Consider the following 20,991-nt stretch of genomic DNA (forward strand, 5'->3'; position numbering starts at 1 on the left):
TTCATGTCAGAACTAACCCCCCAAGTCGCCGGAAACACAGCTATGGCTACCGGCACAGCACAGACATTTTCTACTGCCAATGGCATGGACGATGTGACAACGAAGCTGAAGCAAATCTGGTCTAGCAGTCAGAGAAACTTAGTGCTATCTGCGGTGTTAGCTGCGATTGTTGCAGCGATTATTGTGGTTGCACTATGGAGTTCCTCGCAGAGCTTTCGTCCGCTTTATAGCCAACAAGAGCGTTTTGATATCGGCGAAATTGTGTCGGTATTAGAAAGCGAAGGCGTAAGCTACCGCATGCAAGAGCAAAATGGACAAGTTCTTGTACCAGAAGGTGAGGTTGCGAAGGTACGCATGTTGCTTGCATCAAAAGGTGTTAAAGCGAAGCTGCCGACAGGTTTGGATTCGCTCAAGGAAGATAGCTCTCTTGGTACGAGCCAATTTATGGAAACGGCGCGTTATCGTCATGGTTTAGAAGGTGAGTTAGTACGTACTATCATGTCTTTGAACTCAGTAGCGAACGCGCGTGTTCATTTAGCAATACCTCGTCAAACTCTATTCGTCCGCCAAAACAGTGAGAATCCATCAGCATCTGTCATGCTTGAGCTCAAACCTGGTGAAGACTTAAAGCCTGAACAAGTCGAAGCGATCATTAACCTAGTGGTCGGTAGTGTCACGGCAATGAAGCCAGAATTTGTTTCTGTCATTGACCAGTATGGCCGTCTTCTTAGTGCGGATGTCGCTTCTGCGGAAGCCGGCAAAGTAAACGCGAAATATCTTGAATACCAGAAGAGTGTTGAAAAACAGATCATCCAACGCGCAGCAGATATGCTTACGCCGATTGTGGGGCCGAGTAACTTCCGCGTACAAGTCGCTGCCGATCTGGACTTTAGCCAAGTTGAAGAAACACAAGAAATTTTGGATAACGCGCCGGTTGTGCGTAATGAGCACACCATTCATAACAACTCGGTTGATCAAATTGCGTTGGGTGTTCCAGGTTCTCTAAGTAACCAACCGCCAGTGACAGGATCTGGTGAAGTGGAAACGAACGATAGCCAAAACACGAATGCGCGATCTGAAGTGAATCGTCAATATGCTGTAGGTAGTAGTGTTCGTCGTACTCAATACCAACAAGGCCAAATAGAAAAGCTTAGTGTCTCGGTTTTGTTGAACTCGAAAGCTTCGCCAGATGGTGTGGCGTGGAGTGAAGCCGATAAAGAGCAAATCTCAAACATGATCATGGATGCTGTTGGTATCTCTGCCACACGAGGTGACAGCTTAAGTTTAATGAGTTTCAACTTCACCCCAATTGAAATTGATGCTCCTCCTGCACTGCCGTGGTGGCAAGACCCTACAGTACAGCAGCCAATACGCTACGTTATTGGTGGCTTGTTAGGCTTGGCGATGATCTTCTTCGTACTGCGTCCATTAATCATGCACCTAACTGGCGTTGATAAACCTGTGCCTGAGCTAAATTTTGCTGAGCCTCAGGAAGAGCCTGACTACGAAAACTTGCAAACGCGTGAAGAGCGCGAGCATGAAGAAGTACTTGATCGCCGCCTATCTGAAAAAGGCATCTCAGCCTCTTCAGGTTTAGATGTAAACAGCGACATGCTACCACCAGCAGGTTCGCCATTAGAAATTCAATTGAAACACCTACAGCTTATTGCTAATGAAGAGCCAGAGCGCGTAGCCGAAATACTGAAACAATGGGTAAACATCAATGAACACAGTTCTATCAAAGCAGACGCTTAGTTATGTTGAACAAACCGCGCTCGTGCTATTAGGCATGGGCGAGGATGCCGCAGCGAAGGTTTTGCAACACTTTAGCCGTGATGAAACCCAGCGTGTGACTCGTGCAATGGCGAAGTTAAATGGCATTAAGAGCGATTCTGCTCGTGGTGTTATTCAAGCTTTCTTCGAAGATTTCCGTGAGCACAGCGGTATTCGAGGAGCCTCTAAGGAATACCTATCTAATACATTGCGTAAAGCATTGGGTAACGATTTGGCAAAAGGGTTATTAAATACCTTATATGGCGATGAAATTCGCAACAATATGCAGCGCTTACAGTGGGTGGAAGCAGAAACTCTCGCTCGTTTCATTGTGAACGAGCACCCACAAATGCAAGCAATTTTTCTAGCGTATTTGCCAGCAGATAGCTCTTCAGCGGTATTGAAGCACTTGCCACAAGATTACCATGACGAAATCTTGTTCCGTATTGCTCAATTGCAAGATATCGATCATCAAGTTGCCGTTGATTTGCATGAACTCGTTGAGCGTTGCATCGAAAAAGTATCCGCAAGTCAAAGCACGCCGTTATCAGGTGTTAAGCAAGCAGCAGATATCATTAACCGCTTTGAAGGTGACCGTGGTTCATTGATGGAAATGCTGAAGTTGCATGATGAAGATGTTGTTAATGCAATCGAAGAAAACATGTTCGACTTTATGGTTCTTGGCCGACAACGCGAAGAAACCATGGACATGTTGGTGCAGCAAATCCCGCTAGAGTTGTGGGCAGTCGCGCTAAAAGGTTCCGATATTACCTTACAGCAAGCTATTAAGCGTTCAATGCCGCAACGTATGGTGAAAGCGCTAGAAGATGACATGGACGCACGCGGCGCTGTTGCGTTAAGTCGAGTTCAAAAAGCACGTCAAGACATCATGCAAATGGTACGTGAGCTGGATGAATCTGGTGAAGTTCAGCTGCTTCTCTATGAAGAGCCAACGGTGGAGTAAGGTCATGCTAGAGACAAAATCAAGTACTATGCGATTGCCTCCGAGCGGGTATCGTTTACACCGTTTTCCGCCTTTAGCGCAACCTAAGACTATCGAAGACGAATTCGGGCTAGATAACCAAGGCTGGCAAGAACCTCAAATTGATATCCAACAGCAACTTGAAGAAGGTTTTCAACAAGGTTTGCAACAAGGACATGAGGAAGGCTTACGCCAAGGTATCGAACAGGGCAAGCAACAAGGTCTGTTGGAAGGCCAAAAAGAAGGTTTCCAAAAAGGCTTTGTTTCCGGTGAGCAGTCTGGAAAGCAAGGCTTTTTGGAGGCGGCGAAGCCTGTCAATGAACTTTTTCACGCCCTTTCTCGTTGGCAGAATGAAAAAGAGCAGCAACAACGCCATATGATTTGTGAACTGGTACAAAAGGTAGCTCAGCAAGTGATTCGTGCCGAGCTCACTTTAATGCCTCAGCAGATCCTAGCTTTGGTGGACGAGACATTGTCTGCCATGCCTGGTAAAGCGGAAACAGTAACTGTGCATTTAAATCCGCAAGATTTAGAGCGCATTACTCACATCAATGCTGATTTGCCGCAATCTTGGAAACTGGTCCCTAATACGGAGCTTCCTATTGGTGGCTGTCAGTTAGTGACTGATGACGCAGAAGCGGATGCGAGCTGCGACTCTCGTTTGGAAGCCTGTATGGACAATGTAAAGCAACACCTTTTGGATGAAGTCAGTATTCCACAGGTAGAGTCTGAGCATGAGTAATACCCTAAGCCATGAACTATTAAGTGAGCGTTTGAGCGAAGCCTTGGCTTCGCTCGATTCAATCCCTGTTGCTCGCGTAACAGGGCGATTGATAAAAGTAAACGGCTTAATGTTACAAGCCGTAGGGTGTCGGTTTAAGCTTGAGCAGCGTTGTCTCGTAGAAACCGCGGAAGGCGATATGATCGAAGCGCAAGTTGTGGGCTTTGAACACACTATTGCTTACCTCATGCCTATCCGCCGTTTAGGCGGTCTGTTTGCAGGTGCAAAAGTCATCCCTCTTGATGGTGACAGTACCGTGCAGCTAAGCTCTCAGTGGTTAGGACGCGTACTGAATGGTTTAGGTGAGCCGTTAGATGATGGGGCACCGCTTAAGGGGGGAGAGCGAGTTTCACTTGAACCAAAACCGATTAACCCACTGAAGCGACGCCCAGTTGATACACCACTCAACGTAGGCGTGCGTGCTATTAATGGACTATTGACGGTAGGCAAAGGCCAACGTATTGGTTTGATGGCTGGCAGTGGTGTCGGTAAAAGTGTGTTAATGGGGATGATCACCAAAAACACGGAGGCCGATGTAATTGTGGTCGGGCTTATCGGTGAGCGAGGCAGAGAAGTCCGTGAGTTCATTGAAAGAAACTTAACCCCAGAAGCGCGCAAGAAAGCGATCATTATCGCGGCTCCTGCTGATGAATCCCCGCTAATGAGGTTAAGAGCGACACTACTTTGTCATCGCGTTTCAGAGTATTTCCGAGACCAAGGCAAAGACGTTCTACTTCTGATGGACTCTCTAACCCGATACGCCATGGCACAGCGCGAAATCGCTCTTTCGCTCGGAGAGCCTCCAGCTTCTCGTGGTTATCCGCCCTCAGTCTTCAGCGTGTTACCTCAACTCCTAGAGCGAGCGGGTAACAGTGAAAATCAACATGGTAGCTTAACGGCAATTTACACCGTATTGGCAGAAGGAGACGACCAACAAGATCCAGTCGTGGATTCCGCGCGCGCCATCTTAGATGGGCATGTCGTTTTATCGCGTCAACTGGCTGAGCAAGGGCATTATCCCGCGATAGATATCAACGCGTCTATTAGCCGTTGTATGAATACTTGTACGCAGGACGCACACAGCACGATTGCGAATAACTTCCGTCAAATGTACTCCAACTACCTTCAGGTTAAAGAGTTACTGCCATTAGGGGGTTATCAACCAGGACAAGATCCTGAGTTAGATCAATCAGTTGCTATGTACCCAAACTTGCGTGCATATCTACAACAAGCTGCCAACGAGTCTGTAGATTACCCAACCAGTTTGACCGAGCTCGCGCAGCTTTTTCAAAGTGCTTAATCAAATGGGAGTGACAAGGCTGAAATGAAATCCAAGTTAAAAGCCGTAGGCAAGTTACAGCAAATGGAAGAAAAACAGCGTGATCGTGTAGGTCAACAACTTGATGCCATGCGTCAGCGTCACTCCCATCTTTCAATGCAATTGGAACAGTTATCGGCGTTGAAAGGCCACGCTGGACAATCAACCCGAACCGGCCCGACGCTGACGAGCGCGGCTTTGATGAACTTTAATCGTGTTGACCAAATGCTACAAAGAATGCTTCGTCACCACGAGCAAGAGCAAGCCGTTATGCAAGCGGAATGTGCATCTGTACAGAAAACACTAGAACACAAGCACGCACGCGTTCAAGGGTTAGAAAAAGTGCTTGAGCGTTGGCGTACTAAGCAGAACTATGAAAAAGCGAAAAAAGAGCAAAAGATGATTGAAGACATCATTAACTCTCGCGTTAAGCGCAAGATATTATGATGTCTTGTTGACGCAACTAGGAGCGCGAATCATTTCTGCGGTGTCTTAGCCAACCAAACCAGCCTCCAAGCATGATCAACCCTGATCCGAGAGCACCGCCGCCGCCGCTGCCGTTATCGTCAAAGCCCGACGTGTTAGTATCTTCTGGTTCAAAGCCGGAATCGCCTTCACTATGATAATCTTCTGTACTTGCTAAGAGGGCGTTATAACGAGTTTTCACTCCCGAACTGGTTTGGGCTTCAATCCACGTTGTATAATTTAAAACCTCAGTAAACACGCTCGGAATCGCAGCAGATTCACAAACAGAAGAACCATAGCTCACAATACCGATTTGCTGATACATGCCATTATTGTCTTGATAAGTGAGGGGACCGCCTGAGTCACCGCGGCAGATACCAGTGTAGCTTCGCTCAGGAAATCCATTGGCACACAAACTTTCCTGAGCGTTAAACCCTGTTACCAACGAAGCGCATTGGGTGTCGGTAAGGGGTTTCACTTCTGCCCAGCGCAAATAGTTTGGCCCGTTTTCATCACTAGTCGAGGTCTGACCTAAACCGAATATCTGATAAACCGTCTTGCTGCTGTAGTCTCCAAAGTCTTGCGGTAAAGTGATGGATTGAACGTTATCGGTAATAGGGCGAGTCAATTCAAGGACAGCGATGTCATTAATCCATAAATCGCTAGGCACATAATCAGGATGAATCGCGATAGAGCGAACATCTTTGAATTCTTCAACAAACACGTCATTCATCGTAGGGTTTTTGACTAGTACTCGTAGATCGTTGATTGTCCACCCGTCAGTGAAAACGCTTGGTTCTACGCAGTGAGCCGCAGTTAAAATGAAGCGGTCGTTTACAATGGTTCCCCCACAAATATTGGCAAACTGATTAGCGCCAGTTTTATGTAGAATAAGACGTGCAAAAAAAGGAAGTTGGTTTTGGGTCGCCTGCTGCCCTCCAATAATTGCCGTGGAGATCCCTTGTTCTGAAAGGCGGTTATCATTTTCTGCTTCTGCGGTCGCACTCAAAGATACTGCAAAACAGAGTGCGCTTAGCCATATTTGATACTGCTTCATAAACCATCCTTGGATGAAAAGTGCTCTTCTAACTTTATACTAGTTTTTCAGTGAATGTGCTTAACAAAAGCTTCTAATAGTTGAATGATTGTTGTAGCCAAGATCGCAACAGATGAAACGATTCAAGCTTTAGCTTGTGTGGCGGGCATACAAAGTAAAGCTGTTGATGAGGATTAATGACGGGTTCACCCAGCTCGATTAGCTGACCATATTTGATGTCATCCTTCACAAACAAGCGATGAGTGACCAATAACCCCAAACGACGAGTTGTGGCCTGGACGGCTTGTATCGACATGTTAAAAGTGATTGGTTTTTTATTTTTAGGTCGCTGGATACCCGTCGCGTCCTGCCACACGTTCCAGTCATTTTTTCTTCGCTCGTTAGTAACTTCAATGATGGGATATTGCTTTAAGAGTTGAGTGATGTTTGAGTCCTTTGTCTTCGCTATCAATTCAGGACTGCACACCAAAACCAGTTCATCTTCACTGAGCTTTTCGCAGTAGTAATCCTGCCATTCTTCGGGATTTCCATGCACCAAGGCCGCGTCGATACCTTCTTGTTCTAAATTGAATCTGCCAGACAGGTTTGATAAACGAACGTCTAATTGAGGAGCAAACCCTTGTAAATCTGACATTCGAGGAATCCACCAGTGAAGAGCCAACGAATTCACCATATTGAGCGTAACACGTTGCAAGTTCTGATCTTGGATGAGTGCTTCCGTTGCATCGACAATTTGCTCTAAAGCGGGTGCCACCTTTCTGTAATACTTTTTACCGTCCGCGTTGAGTTGAACTTGTCTGCCTATGCGATCAAATAGAGGCTTGTTGACTTGACTCTCCAGCGATTTAATCGCCTGACTTACGGCTGAGTGGCTCACACTTAATATCTGTGCTGCTTCTGTCATGCTGCCAGACTCAGCTACTGCAACAAATGCGTAGATGGACTTTAAGGGGACTAGTTTCCGCATAATTTAAAAACCGTAGCTGGTGATAGATAAGTTAAACTGTAAGTTTTTCTTACATCAATGGTTAATATTACTCGCTATTTACGATAAGTGATGTCTTTTAAAATGCTCCATATATTAAGGAGTATTGAATGAATGCTGTAAATAAATCTATCCTTTTCATGTTGATGTCTACGTTAAGCTTATCTGTTACTGGACTGTTAGCAAAGCAGTTGTCAGGCGAACTTTCCGTCACACTATTTAGCTTCTTACGTTTTTTGGTGCCTGCGCTTATCTTGCTTATCTTACTTCGTGTGAAAAACCTTACCTTTCCTAAAGCGGGCACGATAAAGCCTATTTTATTGCGTGCTCTTTGTATCGGTTTGTCACAACTTTGCTTTATCGCGTCATTACAAACGTTAACGCTCGTTGAGGGGGTCGTTTTGTTTGCTACTGGTCCATTATTTATTCCCTTGGTTGAAAAGCTGTTCATGAGGGGGCGCATTCGTGTTTCAACATTGGCGGCTTTAGCAATGGCGTTCACTGGTGTGGTTATGTTGGCGGGCGGTGGAAGTGAGATTACATGGCGAGCGGATTTATTGCTCGGCTTGGCTGGTGGACTCTTCAATTCTGGTTCTCAGCTTACGTTATATAAAGTGAGTAAAACAAATATGTCGCCGCTAGAAATCAACTTTTGGGCGTTTGGATTTGCTGCCGTATTTCTGTTGCCGCTAACTTTGTTTAATGACTTCGACGCGTTACTTAATATGAGTGTTATGACGCCTGAGATTTCTTCAAATACGCTGTGGGTCGGTATGATGTCTCTGATGATCATTAACACCCAAGTTTTTCGCTCCAAAGCATATAAACTGGCAAGCAGTGGCTCTCAACTTGCGCCACTCATTTTTACTAACTTATTGTTCACTGCGGTTTGGCAGAGCCTGTTTTTTGAAGACCGAATGAGTCAAAGTCAAATTGTTGGGATGAGTTTAATAGTGCTCGCAATCATACTGAACACATGTTGGGTTCGCTTTAAGGCGCATCGCAGTGGCGGTTTACAAGCGAGAACTTCTTAGTCTGTCGGAAAATGAAGCGGGCAGGTAGATAAATTGGTCGTGTGGTTTGATTTTTCCTGAGTATGGGCTAGCGTCAAGAAAGGTTCAGGGAGAGAAATCATGCTTACGCTAAATTATTACGTCGAAATTTCGGCGACACCGCAACGAGTGTGGGAAGTGCTAACCGATGTTGAGTTGTATAAACGTTGGGCACAAGCCTTTTCACCGCAGTCTCAATTTGAAGGAGCTTGGGAAGAAGGAGGTGGCATCACTTTTTTTGATCCAGATATGGGCGGGACAAGGGCGATCATAGATACGGTGCTACCGCTTCAAAAACTTGAATTTCATCATGTTGCCATTTTTAATCCGGATAATCGTCAACAACTCGATGCTGACCTAGCATCTAGGTGGATCGGATCGCGAGAGATCTACCAGATCGATACCAACAACGATCGTTTACTACTCAATGTTACCATTCATACTCACAACGACTTTGTTTCCATGTTTAATCACGGATGGGAAAAAGCTTTACCCTTGATAAAAGCCATTAGTGAAGAGCAAGCTTAGGGTTCTTGCTTATCTTGGGCTGACGATGCGTTGCCTGAAGGTATACAATAGCACGCAAGATAGCGCACCTAAGAGAGTGGATGATGGAATTTAAAGTTGATACCCATACACATACGTACGCAAGTGGTCACGCGTACAGTACCTTGATTGAAAATGCAAAGTTGGCAAAAGAGAACGGGCTGGATATGTTCTGCACGACCGATCACGCAGAATCAATGCCGGGTGCGCCTCATTACTGGTTCTTCTCAAACCAGAAAATTCTGCCTCGCTTTCTTGAAGGCGTTGCGATTATTCGTGGCGTTGAATCTAACATTATGAATACCGAAGGCGACATTGATATTCCACTGAGTGTGGACCGCAACTTAGATTGGGTGATCGCGAGTTTTCATGAACCCGTTTTTCGTCCTGCAAACAAGCAAACTCACACGGAAGCACTTGTTAATGTCATTCAGAGTGGTCGTATTGATGCGCTCGGTCATCTTGGTAATCCAAATTTCGACTTTGATTTTCAGACCGTTTTAGCGTGCGCGAAAGAGCACAATGTCGCGATTGAAATTAATAACACCACGCTGAAAGGCAACAGCCGAGTAGGCAGCGTAGACCGTTGCCACGAGATTGCACAAATCGGGAAAGATCTCGGTGTTTTCTTCACCACGGGCAGTGACGCGCACTTCTGTCACGATGTTGGTAATCTGGAGTTGGTTGGAGAGTTAATGGACAAAGTGGGTATTGATAGCAAGAAAGTGATTACTCACACCGCTCAGCAGTTTTTGTCTTTCTTAGCTTTGAGAGGCCGTAAACCAATTGCAGAATATGACAGCATTCTCAACGCATAAACTTGATTACATTTAAGGTATGCACCCGACGCCAGATTGCTTTACACTGCGACCCGGAAATACTCAACTAAGCTAGTTTTTCGCCTTTTATGGCGTAGGTTATTTGGGTGAATAAAGCCGACACAGAATTCGGCACTATAAATGGAGAAGTGAAAAATGTTACGTCCTTTAGTCCTAGGGTGTGCGATTGCGTTTGGCTCAACATACGCAATGGCAGAAGCGGTTGATTTAAAACAAAACATGAAACAGATGAAGATGGAATTCAAACAGGCGGCAGAAGCATCTGATGTCGAAACCATGAAATCTGCGATTGATAGCTTGCAAGCGATTGTTGAACAATCTAAGCGTGGTAATTACCCACCAGAGAAGTTTGATACTTACTTAGAAGGCTTTAACAAGCTGACGGTAACGCTAGATAAGATTGAAGCGGATCTTGATGCGGGCAAGCTACAAGAAGCAAAAGACCAACTGCGTGAAATCGATAGCCTTCGTGAAGAGTACCACGACAAGCGCAATCCAAGCATTTGGAGCAAGTTGTTCGGCTAATTATCTACTGAGCGGAGCATTTGCTCGTGGCAGTGGATTACGCGTTATCTCTAAGTAATGAATGAACACATTATCAGCCTGCCATTTCGGCGGGCTTTTTTGCGCCTGTCAATCGATGCATTCAAGAAAACCTGTGAGGTAGCAACCACTTATTGATACTGTTTTTTGAGCTATCACTCAAAATTGGTTACGCTGTGTGAAATTTGTTAAGTCACCGTTATGCGTAGATTAATTTCCTTTTACCGCTCGATGTTATTTGCTAGTGCTCTCAGTTGGGTGCTAGTGACGCTGATGCCTGTTATCAATGCTCATGGTAACAGCATGGGCGTGTGGGCGACGCTATGTACGCTTAACGGTTTTGAATTGGTCCAAATAGAAGAGGGCGACAATTCGGTCAGCCACAAAGGCAAGCCTTGTCCGTTTAGCCACTTCTCGACTTTTCATCACGATACACTTCCAACGACACCGATACTTTCAAGACAGAGCTTGGTGACTTCTGACAGCTACGCTTATTTGGCTCTAAGTGTGCGATTTGAAACACCTGTTCCTCGAGCGCCGCCAGTTTCCCTTTTCTCATAACGAAAACAATTACAAGTAAATAAAGCCAACAACACTGCCACTTCGAGCAGTGGTACTCCCAAATCTAAGTCAAATAACGCCGCATACGAATGCGTATGTGTAGGATGCGTTTGACTGAATTTGGGTGTTCAACAATGAAAAAAGGAAAATACACATGTTGAGAAACTCGGCAAAGCCTCAACTCAAGGAAGCCTCACGCGCAAAATCCATCTACTTTATGACGTGGCGATGGCACTTCTACGCAGGTTTGTTCGTCATTCCATTTATGCTGATGCTTTCCCTCACGGGGTTGGTGATGTTGTTTGATGATGAAATCGAACTGGCTCGATACGAAGCGACATTACAGGTTTCACCACAAGAGCAAATGGTTCCTGTCTCTGCACAATTGGAAACCGTAAAGCAGGCGTATCCCGATTTTAATGTCACTCAATTTGTACCTGCTAAAACCGCCGATATTGCCAACCGATTCTCGATTCAAAACCAAGAAGGCAGCTCACTGATTGTTGCAGTAAATCCTTATACAGGAGACGTACAAGGTACCATTAATCGTGGTGATAGCATCTATGAACTGATGAACAGCATTCACGGTACGTTGCTCATCGGAGACTTAGGCGACCGTTTAATTGAAATCGCCGCAAGTCTGGGGATTTTGCTGTTGATGTCTGGTTTGTACCTTTGGTTACCGAGAGACAACGCCAGCCGCGCCGGCTTTTTGAAAATCCGCTTTAACAATGGCCCTCGAATTTTGATGCGTGACCTGCATGCGAATTTAGGTGGTGTGCTGTCGATTGTTCTGTTGTTCTTTTTGATTTCAGGTTTGTCTTGGGCAGGGATCTGGGGCGCGAAAATGGTGCAAGCTTGGAATACCTTCCCAACCTATTACACATGGGGTGAGAAACCAGAGTCGACACTGACACACAAAGACCTGAATCATGGTGCATCAGAAGAGATGCCATGGAACTTAGAGCTTGCTGCTGTGCCTGAATCGAAAGACAAACCCGCTCATGATCATGCCAATATGAAGGAAGATATGGCATACGCAGGCAACCATGATGCGCTCTCTATTGATGATATTGTCCTCAAAGCTGAAATGATGGGCTTCACTGGCTATAAGCTGTTTTTGCCACGCTCTGAGACGGGCGTTTACACCGTTGCAGCTAACTCTATGGGCGGCGATATTTCCGACCCAAGACAAGATCGCACCAGCCACTTTGACCAGTATTCCGGTCGCTTGTTGGTGGATGTAACGTGGCAAGATTACAGTTTGTTTGCCAAGTTCATGGCGGCAGGTGTGTCATTGCACCAAGGCGATGTCAGTGTGCTTAACAAAGTGCTCAACGTGGTGTTCTGTCTAGCGTTCATTTTAATCTCAATCACAGGTGTGGTGATGTGGTGGATTCGTAGACCAAGTCGCAGTGCCGCATTGGGCGCACCACCTAAGTTTCAGCAAGACGGTATTTGGAAGCTTGGCTTAGTAACGTTAGTGATATTGTGTCTCGCGTTCCCGATGGGTGGTTTGGCAATTGTTACGGTTCTCGCACTGGATTGGCTGTTGTTCAGCCGCGTCGAGAAGCTGAAAACGGCGTTGAATTAGTAACAGACAAAGAATGGAATAGTAAAAGAGCCAGCGACGTGCTGGCTCTTTTTATTTCTGGTAAATCTCAAGCGGCAAGCCATCTGGGTCTTGGAAGAAGGTAAAGGCTTTGCCTGTGAATTCGTCAATACGAATTGGTTCAACTTCAACGTCATTCGATTCTAGGTAGGCTTTTACTTGCTCAACATCATCAACCAAAAACGCGAGATGTCGTAGCCCTTGTGCTTCAGGAAAGCTCGGTCTATTGGGTGCCCCCGGAAAGCTAAACAGTTCCACTTGGCTGCCGTCAGGTAAAGCGAGGTCAAGCTTGTAGGAGTCTCTGGTTTCACGATAGTTTTCAGCAATGACTTTCAATCCCAACACTTCAGTGTCAAAGCGTTTTGACCTTGGGTAATCGCTGCAAATGATCGCGACGTGATGAATGGCATTAAACATGGTTAGCCTCTTCAAGCATGGTTAGTATCGTCGGAGACTAAATGCTCCTTAACGAAGTCGATAAACACGCGCAGGCGAGCAGGCATGTATTTGGTTTGTGCATACTGCATCGCGATAGCGCCGTGGTAGTTACTCTTGATCATCCAATCCGGCAATACTTCCACCACTTCCCCTTGCTCTAACGCGTCTTTGATCACGAAGTCATGGAAGATCCCAATTCCCAAGCCAGACTTAACCCCGTTCAAGCGCATTTGAGAATGGTTGACGGCGTAGCGCCCACTCACGGCAATCGAATGAAAGGCTTCCTCTTTAAAGAACGACCAGATGTTGTCTTTGTCGTTCTCGGCAAGGTAAATGCAGTCGTGCTGTTCAAGCTCAGTGGGATGCTCAGGCATACCGTGTTTGGTGAGGTAATCTGGAGAGGCACATAAAACGAGATTGGTCTTGCTGATCTCTTTGAGTACCAGATTCTCATCGGGTTTGTCGGTGAGCTTAAACGCGACATCAATACCTTGGCGGAACAGATCGATCTCACCGTCTGCTGCACGCAGCTTAAGCTGTATATTTGGATAACGCTCTAGGAATGGCAACACAAACGGTTGAAGCACCGAATTAAGAAACGCTTCAGGGGCTGCAACTGTGAGCGCACCTGTTGGCTCGGTATGATCTTCTGCAGATAACTCAACGGCTTGCTGCGCGGCATTCACCATTGCGATGCTTTGGTCGTAAACCTTTTGTCCAGCTTGAGTGATGATCAACTTACGAGTTGTGCGTTCAAACAGTTTGACCGAGAGGGCTTGCTCCAACCGTGTGATCAACTTACTTAAAGCCGATGGCGTTACGCCGAGTTGTTTGGCTGCAGCGGTAAAACTGCCTTCGTTTACCACCAAGATAAACGAAGCAAGATCAGGAAGTAGGGCTATGAGTTTTGGATTAACCATAATTGTTCAGTTCTGCGCAGCGGAATAACGATATTGTCTGGTACGGTTTCACGAGGTTCAAGTATAACCGTCTCGCTTTAACTATATTTTGCCAAAAATGCATTGAGTGCAGGCAAGCCAGACTCACCAGTATGGTATTGCTGCCAACAGTGATAAATGGCCGTTTCATGGTCTGTAATTAACTCGATAGCTTCTCGCTCAGCGATTGAATACTGCTGTGAAGCGTTCACTTCTTCATGCCACTCTCGATACTTAACCTCATAAGGTTCTACCCACTTCAGAAGAGTCTCCACCAACTCTTGCCATGGTAAACCAATCCACTTGGTTGCATCTGCCAAGCCTTTATCTAGCATCTCTTGGTGTCGACTTTCGATATCTATGCCATTTGTTTGCAGTACAGGTCTGAGCTTTTCTGCAGTGAGCTCTTCCACTTTAATCAAGGTTTGCCACAGCGTTTGTTGTTCACTTTGGGCGTAATGGCTCAAGTAGTGGTTGAAAAAAGCGTTGCCGTAGATTTCGCCATGGTAGGCAGCCAGTACGTTATGAATCATGGTGAGAATCGTGATTTAAACAGGGAATACTGCATTTTAGGAGGGGAAAGCGCGACGTGTAAATACAAAAAGTGCTGTTGACAGAATTCGAACAGAACTTGTGAGAATTTTATGAGAATTCGATGAAGTTGCTGATAGATTTGCTCGTCATTCTTAGAGGCAAGAACGCAAAACGTTCGAAACGTAATGCTTAACCTACTCAAGTCACGAACAAAGAAGTAAAGCCGTACACATGGGCTTGGGTAGTTCAACCCTCATTAAAGGATGGAATCACAATGAAAAAACGTACCCAACTCGGACTCGTCATGACTTCAGTCGCTATGGCACTAGGCTCTGCATCAGTGAATGCGGCGGAATTGGAAATCACCGTGACAAACGCAACCAAAGGCATCTACTTTACGCCACTTATTGTCGCTGCACATGGTTCTGATCTTCAAATGTTCAGAACGGGTCAAGCAGCAACGCCAGAACTAGAAGCAATGGCAGAAGGCGGTGATATCTCTGGTCTTGCTAGTGTGATTGGTAACGCTGGTGGTGCGGTGGTTGAGAATCCTGCTGGTGGCATTTTGAATCCGGGTGTTGCAACCACCTTCACCTTGGACAGTGGCGACCACGGTTATCTTTCTTTGAGCGCGATGCTGCTGCCAACCAATGACGGTTTCGTCGGTCTAGATAGCTGGAAGATTCCAACGGAAGCGGGTACATACCGAGCAACGCTAAGAAGTTACGATGCTGGTACAGAAGCGAACGATGAGCTTGCGTCTAGCATGCCAAACCCACCTTTCATTACCTTTGGTACTGGCGGCACAGGCGTTGAAGCAACGGTAACTAACGACAAAGTTCACGTGCATCCGGGTAACCTTGGTGATAGCGACCCATCTGGCGGCATCAGTGACCTAGACAGCAGTAGCCATCGTTGGTTAAACCCAGTCGCAACCATCACAATCGTTGTGAAGTAAGGGGGATGTATGAAATACAGAATCTTACTAGTAGCAGCTTCAGTCGGCTTGCTCGCCGGTTGTCCAAGCGATGATGATAATGACGTAGTGAAATCGTACCGCTACACCGTCAACGTGGCGAACTTGACTGCGAATCAACCTATGTCTCCGCTCGCGGTACTCACTCACAATGGTGACTACCAACTGTTTGAAATTGGACAAGCGGCATCTGTTGAACTTGAGCATCTTGCCGAAGGCGGTAGTAACGCTGAGCTGATTGAGTTGATGAACAGCAATGACAGTGTTTACCAAGGTATTTCGGGCAATGGATTGGTGTTGCCTGGCGCATCGGACGAAGTCACCATCACGGTTGACCCTAGTCGTTACGGTTACTTGTCTGTGGCGTCTATGTTTGTGAATACCAACGATGCATTTGTTGGTGAAACGGGGCTATCGCTCAAATCGCTCGCAGTGGGTGAAAGCTACGAAATGAGCATGAACGTTTGGGATTCCGGCACAGAGCTGAACGATGAACTTGCTGCAACCATTCCGGGCCCAGCAGGTGGCGGTGAGGGTTTCAATGCCGCTCGTAATGACAGCAATGACGTTGTTGCATTCCATGCGGGTGTTGTTAGCCAAGATGACGGATTAGCAAACTCAGCACTTTCTGCGAACCATCGTTTCTTGAACCCAGGTGCGAAAGTCACCATCACTCGAGTCGAGTAACACAGGCTCCGATGACGTCTCCTTTCCAAAGCGCTTGTAGCCGAGCGCTTTATCCCTCATGGCGTCATCGGAACCTTTTTTGAAAGAATTTCTAATTTGTTCCGGTCATGTGCAAAGTGAGGATACTCGAAGGCAAGGAAAGGACCATGGAACAACAGGCAATCAATTTAGTCGCGAACATCTTGTTGGTGGAAGATGACGATGATTTGGCAGAACTGGTTCAGATGCATCTCAAGTTTCAAGGACACCAAGTGTCGCGAGCAACAAATGTCGCCGATGCTAAAACGCAATACCAGCAACAACCCTTTGATTTATTGATCCTTGACCGAGGTTTACCAGATGGTGATGGTCTAGACATCTGTCATTATTTGCGTCAGCAACAAGATTGGAGTCCAGTGCTCATGCTGACAGCCAGAGACGGTGAAATGGACAAGGTTGACGGTTTAGAAGCGGGCGTTGATGACTACATCACTAAGCCATTTAGCGTATTAGAATTCCAAGCACGAGTGCGAAACGTGTTACGCAGAGTCAGCCAAACCGCAGAAGCAAAGGTGGCAAATGAAGTCCTCGACGATGCGATGGATTTTGGTCCGCTGAGAATCATTCCGGAGTTGCACCAAGTATCCCTAAACGACAAGGATGTCACTCTTACCGCGACAGAGTTTACTTTGCTGCAGTTTCTCGCGACTCGCCCGGGCAGAGTCTACAGTAAAGATGAATTGCTCGATCACGTATGGAACACCAGTCATTCTGGTTATCACCACACGGTGTGTAGCACCATAAACCGTTTACGTAGCAAGTTGTCGTTGTCTGATTCTGATCATCACTTCATTCAAACCGTGTGGGGTGTTGGATATAAGTTTCAACCAAGACACTAATGCAAGAAAGTAAGTCAAAACATCAAGCCAAGACAGTAAGTCGGCAGTTGTTTTCACCGTCATTTTTCAATCATCACGGGTGTTTCAAAAACACCGCTGTTTAAGGAGGCGATAGGATGAGCTTCAAATCTCGCTTGGTAGTATTTACTAGCTTGTGGTTTTGCCTCGCGGCGGTGGTGATTGCACTGACTTACAATTGGCAAAAAGAAACCATTGAGTTACGCACTAAGCAAAGCCTGCATAAAGAGCTAGCTAGCCATATGCGTGACGATAATCCGCTGATGATCGGGACGGATTACAACCCTAAAGCACTTAAGTCGATTTTTCACACGCTCATGCTGATCGGCCCTGATTTTGAAATCTACTTCCTTGATAGCCAAGGCAACATCACCACTCATGCAGCACCGGAAGGGGCGGAGATCATGGGGAAGGTGGATCTCAATCCCATTAAGCAATTCTTAAATGACCAGCCTTTTCCTATTTTGGGTGAAGACCCACGTAATCGTGGCGAGCACAAAGTCTTTTCTGTCGCTGCGATAGAAGAATTAGGCTCTACGATCGGTTATCTCTACGTGGTGATTGGCAGTACCCGACATGACGCCATTGCCAATGCTCAAGTCGATACTCCTTACATCGCGCTGGCAGGATTGGTCTTAGTGTCCATTTTAGGCTTTGCCCTCGGGGCTTATGTGCTGGTCAAACGTAGTCTATTGAATCCGATTGAACGTGTGACCAAGCAACTTCAACAACAAGCTGAACATGATTTCCGCCTGCAACCTGATTTTACTCACCAAGTGCCAGAACTCGTGCCGATTGCTCACTCTTATCAGATGATGGCGAAGCACATTCAGCAGCAATTTTTACAGTTGGAGTATCAATCGTCTCATCGTCGTCAAAGCTTGTTGCAGCTCAGTCACGATTTAAAAACGCCGTTATCGAGTGTGCTTGGCTATTTGGAAACATGGCGTTTGCAACATCCTGAATCCGATCCTTTGATTGACGTTGCTTTTCGAAATTGTGAGAAGCTCTCAACTCAATTGCACTCTCTATTAGACGCAGCGCGTAAAGAAGCTCCAATGCCAAACTACGAGTACCGCCCCGTGGATCTTGGCACGTTGATGGCAGAATGTGCCGAAACGATGCAGAGCCAGTTTTCTCGTAAAGAAGTGGTGTTGAAAGTGGATATCGATAGCGAAATCCAAACCGTGGGTGATAAGGGGCTATTGGAGCGGTTGGTGCTTAACTTACTTGAAAATGCTTTACGCCACAGCCCAATTGGTTCGGAAGTGCATTGCCAAGCGCATTTGAGTGAGGATAAGTCGCGTATCCACTTTACCTTCGTTAATCATATCGAGGAAGAAGCGGAGGGCGGTTCTTTGGGGATTGGGACGAAGATTGTCCAATCGATCTTAATGCTTCACCACAGCTACCTTGAGACCAATGCAACATCCTCTCAATATCAACAGAAGTTCACACTTCTCGCAATCTAAAGAGAAGTGTGAGACATAAGTTAATGTTTATTCAATAACACCACATACGACGCGAGCGCCGCCACCACCTAGCTTACTTGGGTGATCGGAGTGATTGTCACCACCTGCATGGATCATTAACGCTCGACCTTTTAAATCCGATAATTTTAGGCGAGGCGCGACAACGGGCTGATTGGCATTGCCGTCCATGTCCACATAGAGTGGAGGCAAGTCGCCTAAATGATTGTCATCGGTCCAAGGATAGCCATGCTTCCCTGTGTTGTTAGGATCATAATGGCCACCTGCTGCGCCGCCTAATACGGTTTTGTCATCCTTTTCTATGCTATCGCAAGATGGATTAGTGTGAACATGGAAACCGTGCACACCTGCTGACAAACCTGATAATTGAGGCGTAAAAACAACGCCATAATCACTTTGTGAAATCTCAATGGTACCAGCGCTCTCATTGGTGTTGAGAGCAGTCATTTCTACCGTTTTTGCTAGCGCGTTAGGGGCGGCGACAAGAGCGGATGCAACTGAAATGCATAGCAATCCTTTTAACATGGGACCTCCTTCTTTTAGGGTGTACGCTCAAGCACATATTAGTGAAAACCTGTTTTACTTATGTCTGTTGAGCGGTGAGTTTATGTCATAGAGTGATGTGTATCACTTTATGGTCTTAAACTGATATCTCGATCCGAAATCAGCTTTCTTTTATTTAGTCTTAACATGTTGAGATCGTTAAGATATAAAAAGAATAGACGCCAATCTTAAAATAGCCTGAATATTTTTAAATTAACGCAAAGTTAAATTTTTAATGACTTTATAACAAAGCTCATAATTGTTTTATAAAGAATTTGGTGGAATTGTCCGCAATAAAGAATAATCAAATTAACGAATATATTAATGTGAACATTGTTGTTTATAGATTTGTGGTCAAACTGTTGCTTATATCATCAAATAAGATAAAAAATTGGAACTAAAGTCACTTAATGGCAGAGGAAAAAATTAAACTCTGATTGTAATGGGTAATAATGTTTTAGTAACAGATAGTTACGCACTTAAAATTAATAATATGGCTAATTTCCGACAAGGATTGAAAAAGATGAAAGACAAGGAATCTATTCAGACTAATAGCAGCCGCCGTAATTTTCTGAAAGGCGCAACAGGAGCTGTTGTTGCTGGTGTGAGTGCTTCCGCTTTCTCAGGCGTAGCTCAAGCACGAGAACAGAAAATTGATTGGAGCAGCCGCGGGCTAGGTAGAAAACACGATAAGCGCTTCTGGCGTAAAGTGCGAAGACAGTTCGTTTTGGATAAACGAACCACTTACATGAACATTGGTACAACAGGTTCAATGCCAAAACATGTTCTTGAAGATTACGAGCATAACAACAAGCTGGTGGCTAAATACCCTTGGGATATGAAAGGCAAATTTGGCTCTTGGCCGTATGTTTCTGAGATGGTTAAAGACGTCGCACCAGGTTTTGGTGCTAACCCAGAAGAGATCATTCTCAGCCGCAACACTACTGATGGCTTATGCTCGATCATTAATGGCTTACACTTTGAACCAGGTGATGTGATTCTAACGACACACCATGAACATATTGCTGCAACATCACCTATGAACGTAGCGAAACATCGTTTTGGTGTGGATGTGGTAGAAATTCAACTACCAGTATTTACTGGTACCGAAAACGTTTCTGAGCAAGATTACATTCAAGCGTTCCGAGACGCGCTTGATGCGAATCAAAACGTTCGCCTAATTGTTTTCTCTCATATCACATACAAAACAGGAACCGCGCTACCAGCAAAAGCCATTTGTGCTTTAGCAAAAGAGTATGGTGTACCTACTCTTGTTGATGGCGCGCATACGGTCGGTATGTTTGACCTTGATTTCCACGATATGGATTGTGATTTCTATGCAGGATCTGGTCATAAGTGGCAGTGTGGTCCGGGCGCGACGGGTATTCTGTATGTTCGTGATAACGGTAACCGTTTGAATGAGTATTGGAGTGACCGAGAGAACCCGTTATGGTTGATCAACTCCTCACTTTCTCATGCTGATTACCTGGGTAAACAGCTGCAAATGCAATACATTGGTAACGATAACTATCCTGCGAAACAAGCACTAGTTGATAGTTGCAAAATGTGGGATGAGATTGGTCGAGACCGTATCGAAGAGCGAGTTGTAAGCCTTGGTAGTTTATGTAAAACCTTGCTTCAAGAGTACTTACCACAAGCCAAAATGTATTCACCAAACGTGGAAGGCTTAACCAGTGGCTTAACGACGGTTAACCCGTTCTCCGATGTAACTAATGAAGAGATACTGACGGAATTCCGAGATCGTTTACGTGAAGAGTATGGTTACATCATCCGTACGACTAGCTTTAAGCTGCATAAGGATGATGACTTTGATACTTACGCGCTGCGTATCTCTACGCATTTGTTCCATGACGAACAAGATGTGGAAGGGCTCGTAGTGGCGATGACGAATTTGTATTACTCGTCGTTCTAACATCGTTGTTTATCACAAAGCGCCCATTATTGGGCGCTTTGT

22 protein-coding genes are annotated in these 20,991 nt (G+C 45.7%); 16 read left to right on the forward strand and 6 right to left on the reverse strand.

Annotated elements, in window-relative coordinates; translation table 11 throughout:
- The first annotated feature begins 3 nt into the window (after positions 1–3).
- From fliF to fliJ, 5 genes are read left to right on the forward strand one after another with little or no spacing between them, the layout of a single operon-like run.
- Entirely contained in the window at positions 4–1,755 is a 1,752-nt protein-coding gene (gene fliF / locus R7P64_RS01630; protein ID WP_005384024.1) for a flagellar basal-body MS-ring/collar protein FliF, read from the forward strand.
- Entirely contained in the window at positions 1,724–2,737 is a 1,014-nt protein-coding gene (locus R7P64_RS01635; RefSeq protein WP_054702013.1) for a flagellar motor switch protein FliG, read from the forward strand. The genes fliF and R7P64_RS01635 overlap by 32 nt, the downstream gene beginning before the upstream one ends.
- Before the next feature lie 4 nt (positions 2,738–2,741).
- A complete protein-coding gene (gene fliH, locus R7P64_RS01640; protein ID WP_213873782.1) occupies positions 2,742–3,497 on the forward strand; it encodes a flagellar assembly protein FliH in 756 nt (251 codons plus the stop codon).
- Positions 3,490–4,836 carry a flagellar protein export ATPase FliI gene (gene fliI, locus R7P64_RS01645; protein WP_053350026.1) on the forward strand — a complete coding sequence of 449 codons (1,347 nt, stop codon included), beginning with the start codon at positions 3,490–3,492 and terminating at the stop codon, positions 4,834–4,836. Before fliH ends, fliI begins: the two co-directional genes overlap by 8 nt.
- Positions 4,837–4,860: 24 nt before the next feature.
- Positions 4,861–5,301, forward strand: coding sequence for a flagellar export protein FliJ (gene fliJ / locus R7P64_RS01650; RefSeq protein WP_005384016.1), 441 nt, complete (start codon positions 4,861–4,863; stop codon positions 5,299–5,301).
- 16 nt (positions 5,302–5,317) lie between these two features.
- On the opposite strand, the gene R7P64_RS01655 is transcribed toward fliJ, so the two are convergent.
- Together R7P64_RS01655 and R7P64_RS01660 are read right to left on the reverse strand one after the other, a co-directional pair.
- Complete coding sequence (locus tag R7P64_RS01655) at positions 5,318–6,376, reverse strand: S1 family peptidase (RefSeq protein WP_213912052.1); 1,059 nt, start codon at positions 6,374–6,376, stop codon at positions 5,318–5,320.
- 73 nt (positions 6,377–6,449) lie between these two features.
- Positions 6,450–7,343, reverse strand: coding sequence for a LysR substrate-binding domain-containing protein (locus R7P64_RS01660; protein ID WP_053307935.1), 894 nt, complete (start codon positions 7,341–7,343; stop codon positions 6,450–6,452).
- Positions 7,344–7,471: 128 nt separating this feature from the next.
- On the opposite strand from R7P64_RS01660, the gene R7P64_RS01665 reads away from it, so the two are divergent.
- From R7P64_RS01665 to R7P64_RS01690, 6 genes are all read left to right on the forward strand, one after another.
- On the forward strand, positions 7,472–8,395 hold the full coding sequence (locus tag R7P64_RS01665; protein ID WP_318118678.1) for a DMT family transporter: 924 nt from the start codon (positions 7,472–7,474) through the stop codon (positions 8,393–8,395).
- A 99-nt stretch (positions 8,396–8,494) separates the two neighbouring features.
- On the forward strand, positions 8,495–8,941 hold the full coding sequence (locus R7P64_RS01670; RefSeq protein ID WP_005375065.1) for an SRPBCC family protein: 447 nt from the start codon (positions 8,495–8,497) through the stop codon (positions 8,939–8,941).
- 83 nt (positions 8,942–9,024) lie between these two features.
- The gene (locus tag R7P64_RS01675) at positions 9,025–9,777 is read left to right on the forward strand and encodes a phosphatase (protein WP_033906857.1); all 753 of its coding nucleotides are present in this window, start codon (positions 9,025–9,027) and stop codon (positions 9,775–9,777) included.
- Between the two features lie 156 nt (positions 9,778–9,933).
- Complete coding sequence (locus R7P64_RS01680; protein ID WP_005375067.1) at positions 9,934–10,323, forward strand: cytochrome b562; 390 nt, start codon at positions 9,934–9,936, stop codon at positions 10,321–10,323.
- A 219-nt stretch (positions 10,324–10,542) separates the two neighbouring features.
- The gene (locus tag R7P64_RS01685) at positions 10,543–10,902 is read left to right on the forward strand and encodes a hypothetical protein (protein ID WP_318118680.1); all 360 of its coding nucleotides are present in this window, start codon (positions 10,543–10,545) and stop codon (positions 10,900–10,902) included.
- A 154-nt stretch (positions 10,903–11,056) separates the two neighbouring features.
- Complete coding sequence (locus tag R7P64_RS01690) at positions 11,057–12,496, forward strand: PepSY domain-containing protein (protein ID WP_318118681.1); 1,440 nt, start codon at positions 11,057–11,059, stop codon at positions 12,494–12,496.
- A gap of 51 nt (positions 12,497–12,547) precedes the next feature.
- Here R7P64_RS01690 and R7P64_RS01695 read toward each other — a convergent pair whose 3' ends face one another.
- From R7P64_RS01695 to R7P64_RS01705, 3 genes are all read right to left on the reverse strand, one after another.
- Positions 12,548–12,931: a VOC family protein gene (locus R7P64_RS01695; RefSeq protein WP_318123078.1), complete on the reverse strand. Its 384-nt coding sequence runs from the start codon at positions 12,929–12,931 to the stop codon at positions 12,548–12,550.
- An 11-nt stretch (positions 12,932–12,942) separates the two neighbouring features.
- Positions 12,943–13,872, reverse strand: coding sequence for a LysR family transcriptional regulator (locus R7P64_RS01700; protein WP_318103726.1), 930 nt, complete (start codon positions 13,870–13,872; stop codon positions 12,943–12,945).
- A gap of 77 nt (positions 13,873–13,949) precedes the next feature.
- The gene (locus tag R7P64_RS01705; protein WP_318123080.1) at positions 13,950–14,423 is read right to left on the reverse strand and encodes a hypothetical protein; all 474 of its coding nucleotides are present in this window, start codon (positions 14,421–14,423) and stop codon (positions 13,950–13,952) included.
- 275 nt (positions 14,424–14,698) lie between these two features.
- Between R7P64_RS01705 and R7P64_RS01710 the strand changes: the two genes are divergently transcribed.
- From R7P64_RS01710 to R7P64_RS01725, 4 genes are all read left to right on the forward strand, one after another.
- Positions 14,699–15,382 carry a spondin domain-containing protein gene (locus tag R7P64_RS01710; RefSeq protein WP_151515308.1) on the forward strand — a complete coding sequence of 228 codons (684 nt, stop codon included), beginning with the start codon at positions 14,699–14,701 and terminating at the stop codon, positions 15,380–15,382.
- Positions 15,383–15,391: 9 nt separating this feature from the next.
- Positions 15,392–16,087 carry a spondin domain-containing protein gene (locus R7P64_RS01715; RefSeq protein WP_005383999.1) on the forward strand — a complete coding sequence of 232 codons (696 nt, stop codon included), beginning with the start codon at positions 15,392–15,394 and terminating at the stop codon, positions 16,085–16,087.
- 146 nt (positions 16,088–16,233) lie between these two features.
- Positions 16,234–16,965 (forward strand): response regulator transcription factor, encoded by a 732-nt coding sequence (locus tag R7P64_RS01720; RefSeq protein WP_041053947.1) that lies wholly within the window; start codon positions 16,234–16,236, stop codon positions 16,963–16,965.
- Positions 16,966–17,081: 116 nt separating this feature from the next.
- On the forward strand, positions 17,082–18,455 hold the full coding sequence (locus tag R7P64_RS01725; protein ID WP_167415870.1) for a sensor histidine kinase: 1,374 nt from the start codon (positions 17,082–17,084) through the stop codon (positions 18,453–18,455).
- 27 nt (positions 18,456–18,482) lie between these two features.
- Here the strand turns inward: R7P64_RS01725 and R7P64_RS01730 are convergent, their stop codons facing one another.
- Positions 18,483–18,998, reverse strand: a complete 516-nt coding sequence (locus R7P64_RS01730) for a superoxide dismutase family protein (protein WP_005375091.1) — start codon at positions 18,996–18,998, stop codon at positions 18,483–18,485.
- Between the two features lie 541 nt (positions 18,999–19,539).
- Here R7P64_RS01730 and R7P64_RS01735 point away from each other — a divergent pair.
- Positions 19,540–20,949 carry an aminotransferase class V-fold PLP-dependent enzyme gene (locus R7P64_RS01735; RefSeq protein WP_005375092.1) on the forward strand — a complete coding sequence of 470 codons (1,410 nt, stop codon included), beginning with the start codon at positions 19,540–19,542 and terminating at the stop codon, positions 20,947–20,949.
- Positions 20,950–20,991 lie beyond the last annotated feature (42 nt).

The sequence above is a fragment of the Vibrio sp. 2304 genome, assembly GCF_033339475.1.
Lineage (GTDB): Bacteria > Pseudomonadota > Gammaproteobacteria > Enterobacterales > Vibrionaceae > Vibrio > Vibrio alginolyticus.

What these genes read in the sequence shown, in the direction of transcription:
- fliF (WP_005384024.1), top strand. Translation starts at nt 4, where the DNA reads ATGTCAGAACTAACCCCCCAAGTCGCCGGAAACACAGCTATGGCTACC.
- R7P64_RS01635 (WP_054702013.1), top strand. Translation starts at nt 1,724, where the DNA reads ATGAACACAGTTCTATCAAAGCAGACGCTTAGTTATGTTGAACAAACC.
- fliH (WP_213873782.1), top strand. Translation starts at nt 2,742, where the DNA reads ATGCTAGAGACAAAATCAAGTACTATGCGATTGCCTCCGAGCGGGTAT.
- fliI (WP_053350026.1), top strand. Translation starts at nt 3,490, where the DNA reads ATGAGTAATACCCTAAGCCATGAACTATTAAGTGAGCGTTTGAGCGAA.
- fliJ (WP_005384016.1), top strand. Translation starts at nt 4,861, where the DNA reads ATGAAATCCAAGTTAAAAGCCGTAGGCAAGTTACAGCAAATGGAAGAA.
- R7P64_RS01655 (WP_213912052.1), bottom strand. Translation starts at nt 6,376, where the DNA reads ATGAAGCAGTATCAAATATGGCTAAGCGCACTCTGTTTTGCAGTATCT.
- R7P64_RS01660 (WP_053307935.1), bottom strand. Translation starts at nt 7,343, where the DNA reads ATGCGGAAACTAGTCCCCTTAAAGTCCATCTACGCATTTGTTGCAGTA.
- R7P64_RS01665 (WP_318118678.1), top strand. Translation starts at nt 7,472, where the DNA reads ATGAATGCTGTAAATAAATCTATCCTTTTCATGTTGATGTCTACGTTA.
- R7P64_RS01670 (WP_005375065.1), top strand. Translation starts at nt 8,495, where the DNA reads ATGCTTACGCTAAATTATTACGTCGAAATTTCGGCGACACCGCAACGA.
- R7P64_RS01675 (WP_033906857.1), top strand. Translation starts at nt 9,025, where the DNA reads ATGGAATTTAAAGTTGATACCCATACACATACGTACGCAAGTGGTCAC.
- R7P64_RS01680 (WP_005375067.1), top strand. Translation starts at nt 9,934, where the DNA reads ATGTTACGTCCTTTAGTCCTAGGGTGTGCGATTGCGTTTGGCTCAACA.
- R7P64_RS01685 (WP_318118680.1), top strand. Translation starts at nt 10,543, where the DNA reads ATGCGTAGATTAATTTCCTTTTACCGCTCGATGTTATTTGCTAGTGCT.
- R7P64_RS01690 (WP_318118681.1), top strand. Translation starts at nt 11,057, where the DNA reads ATGTTGAGAAACTCGGCAAAGCCTCAACTCAAGGAAGCCTCACGCGCA.
- R7P64_RS01695 (WP_318123078.1), bottom strand. Translation starts at nt 12,931, where the DNA reads ATGTTTAATGCCATTCATCACGTCGCGATCATTTGCAGCGATTACCCA.
- R7P64_RS01700 (WP_318103726.1), bottom strand. Translation starts at nt 13,872, where the DNA reads ATGGTTAATCCAAAACTCATAGCCCTACTTCCTGATCTTGCTTCGTTT.
- R7P64_RS01705 (WP_318123080.1), bottom strand. Translation starts at nt 14,423, where the DNA reads ATGATTCATAACGTACTGGCTGCCTACCATGGCGAAATCTACGGCAAC.
- R7P64_RS01710 (WP_151515308.1), top strand. Translation starts at nt 14,699, where the DNA reads ATGAAAAAACGTACCCAACTCGGACTCGTCATGACTTCAGTCGCTATG.
- R7P64_RS01715 (WP_005383999.1), top strand. Translation starts at nt 15,392, where the DNA reads ATGAAATACAGAATCTTACTAGTAGCAGCTTCAGTCGGCTTGCTCGCC.
- R7P64_RS01720 (WP_041053947.1), top strand. Translation starts at nt 16,234, where the DNA reads ATGGAACAACAGGCAATCAATTTAGTCGCGAACATCTTGTTGGTGGAA.
- R7P64_RS01725 (WP_167415870.1), top strand. Translation starts at nt 17,082, where the DNA reads ATGAGCTTCAAATCTCGCTTGGTAGTATTTACTAGCTTGTGGTTTTGC.
- R7P64_RS01730 (WP_005375091.1), bottom strand. Translation starts at nt 18,998, where the DNA reads ATGTTAAAAGGATTGCTATGCATTTCAGTTGCATCCGCTCTTGTCGCC.
- R7P64_RS01735 (WP_005375092.1), top strand. Translation starts at nt 19,540, where the DNA reads ATGAAAGACAAGGAATCTATTCAGACTAATAGCAGCCGCCGTAATTTT.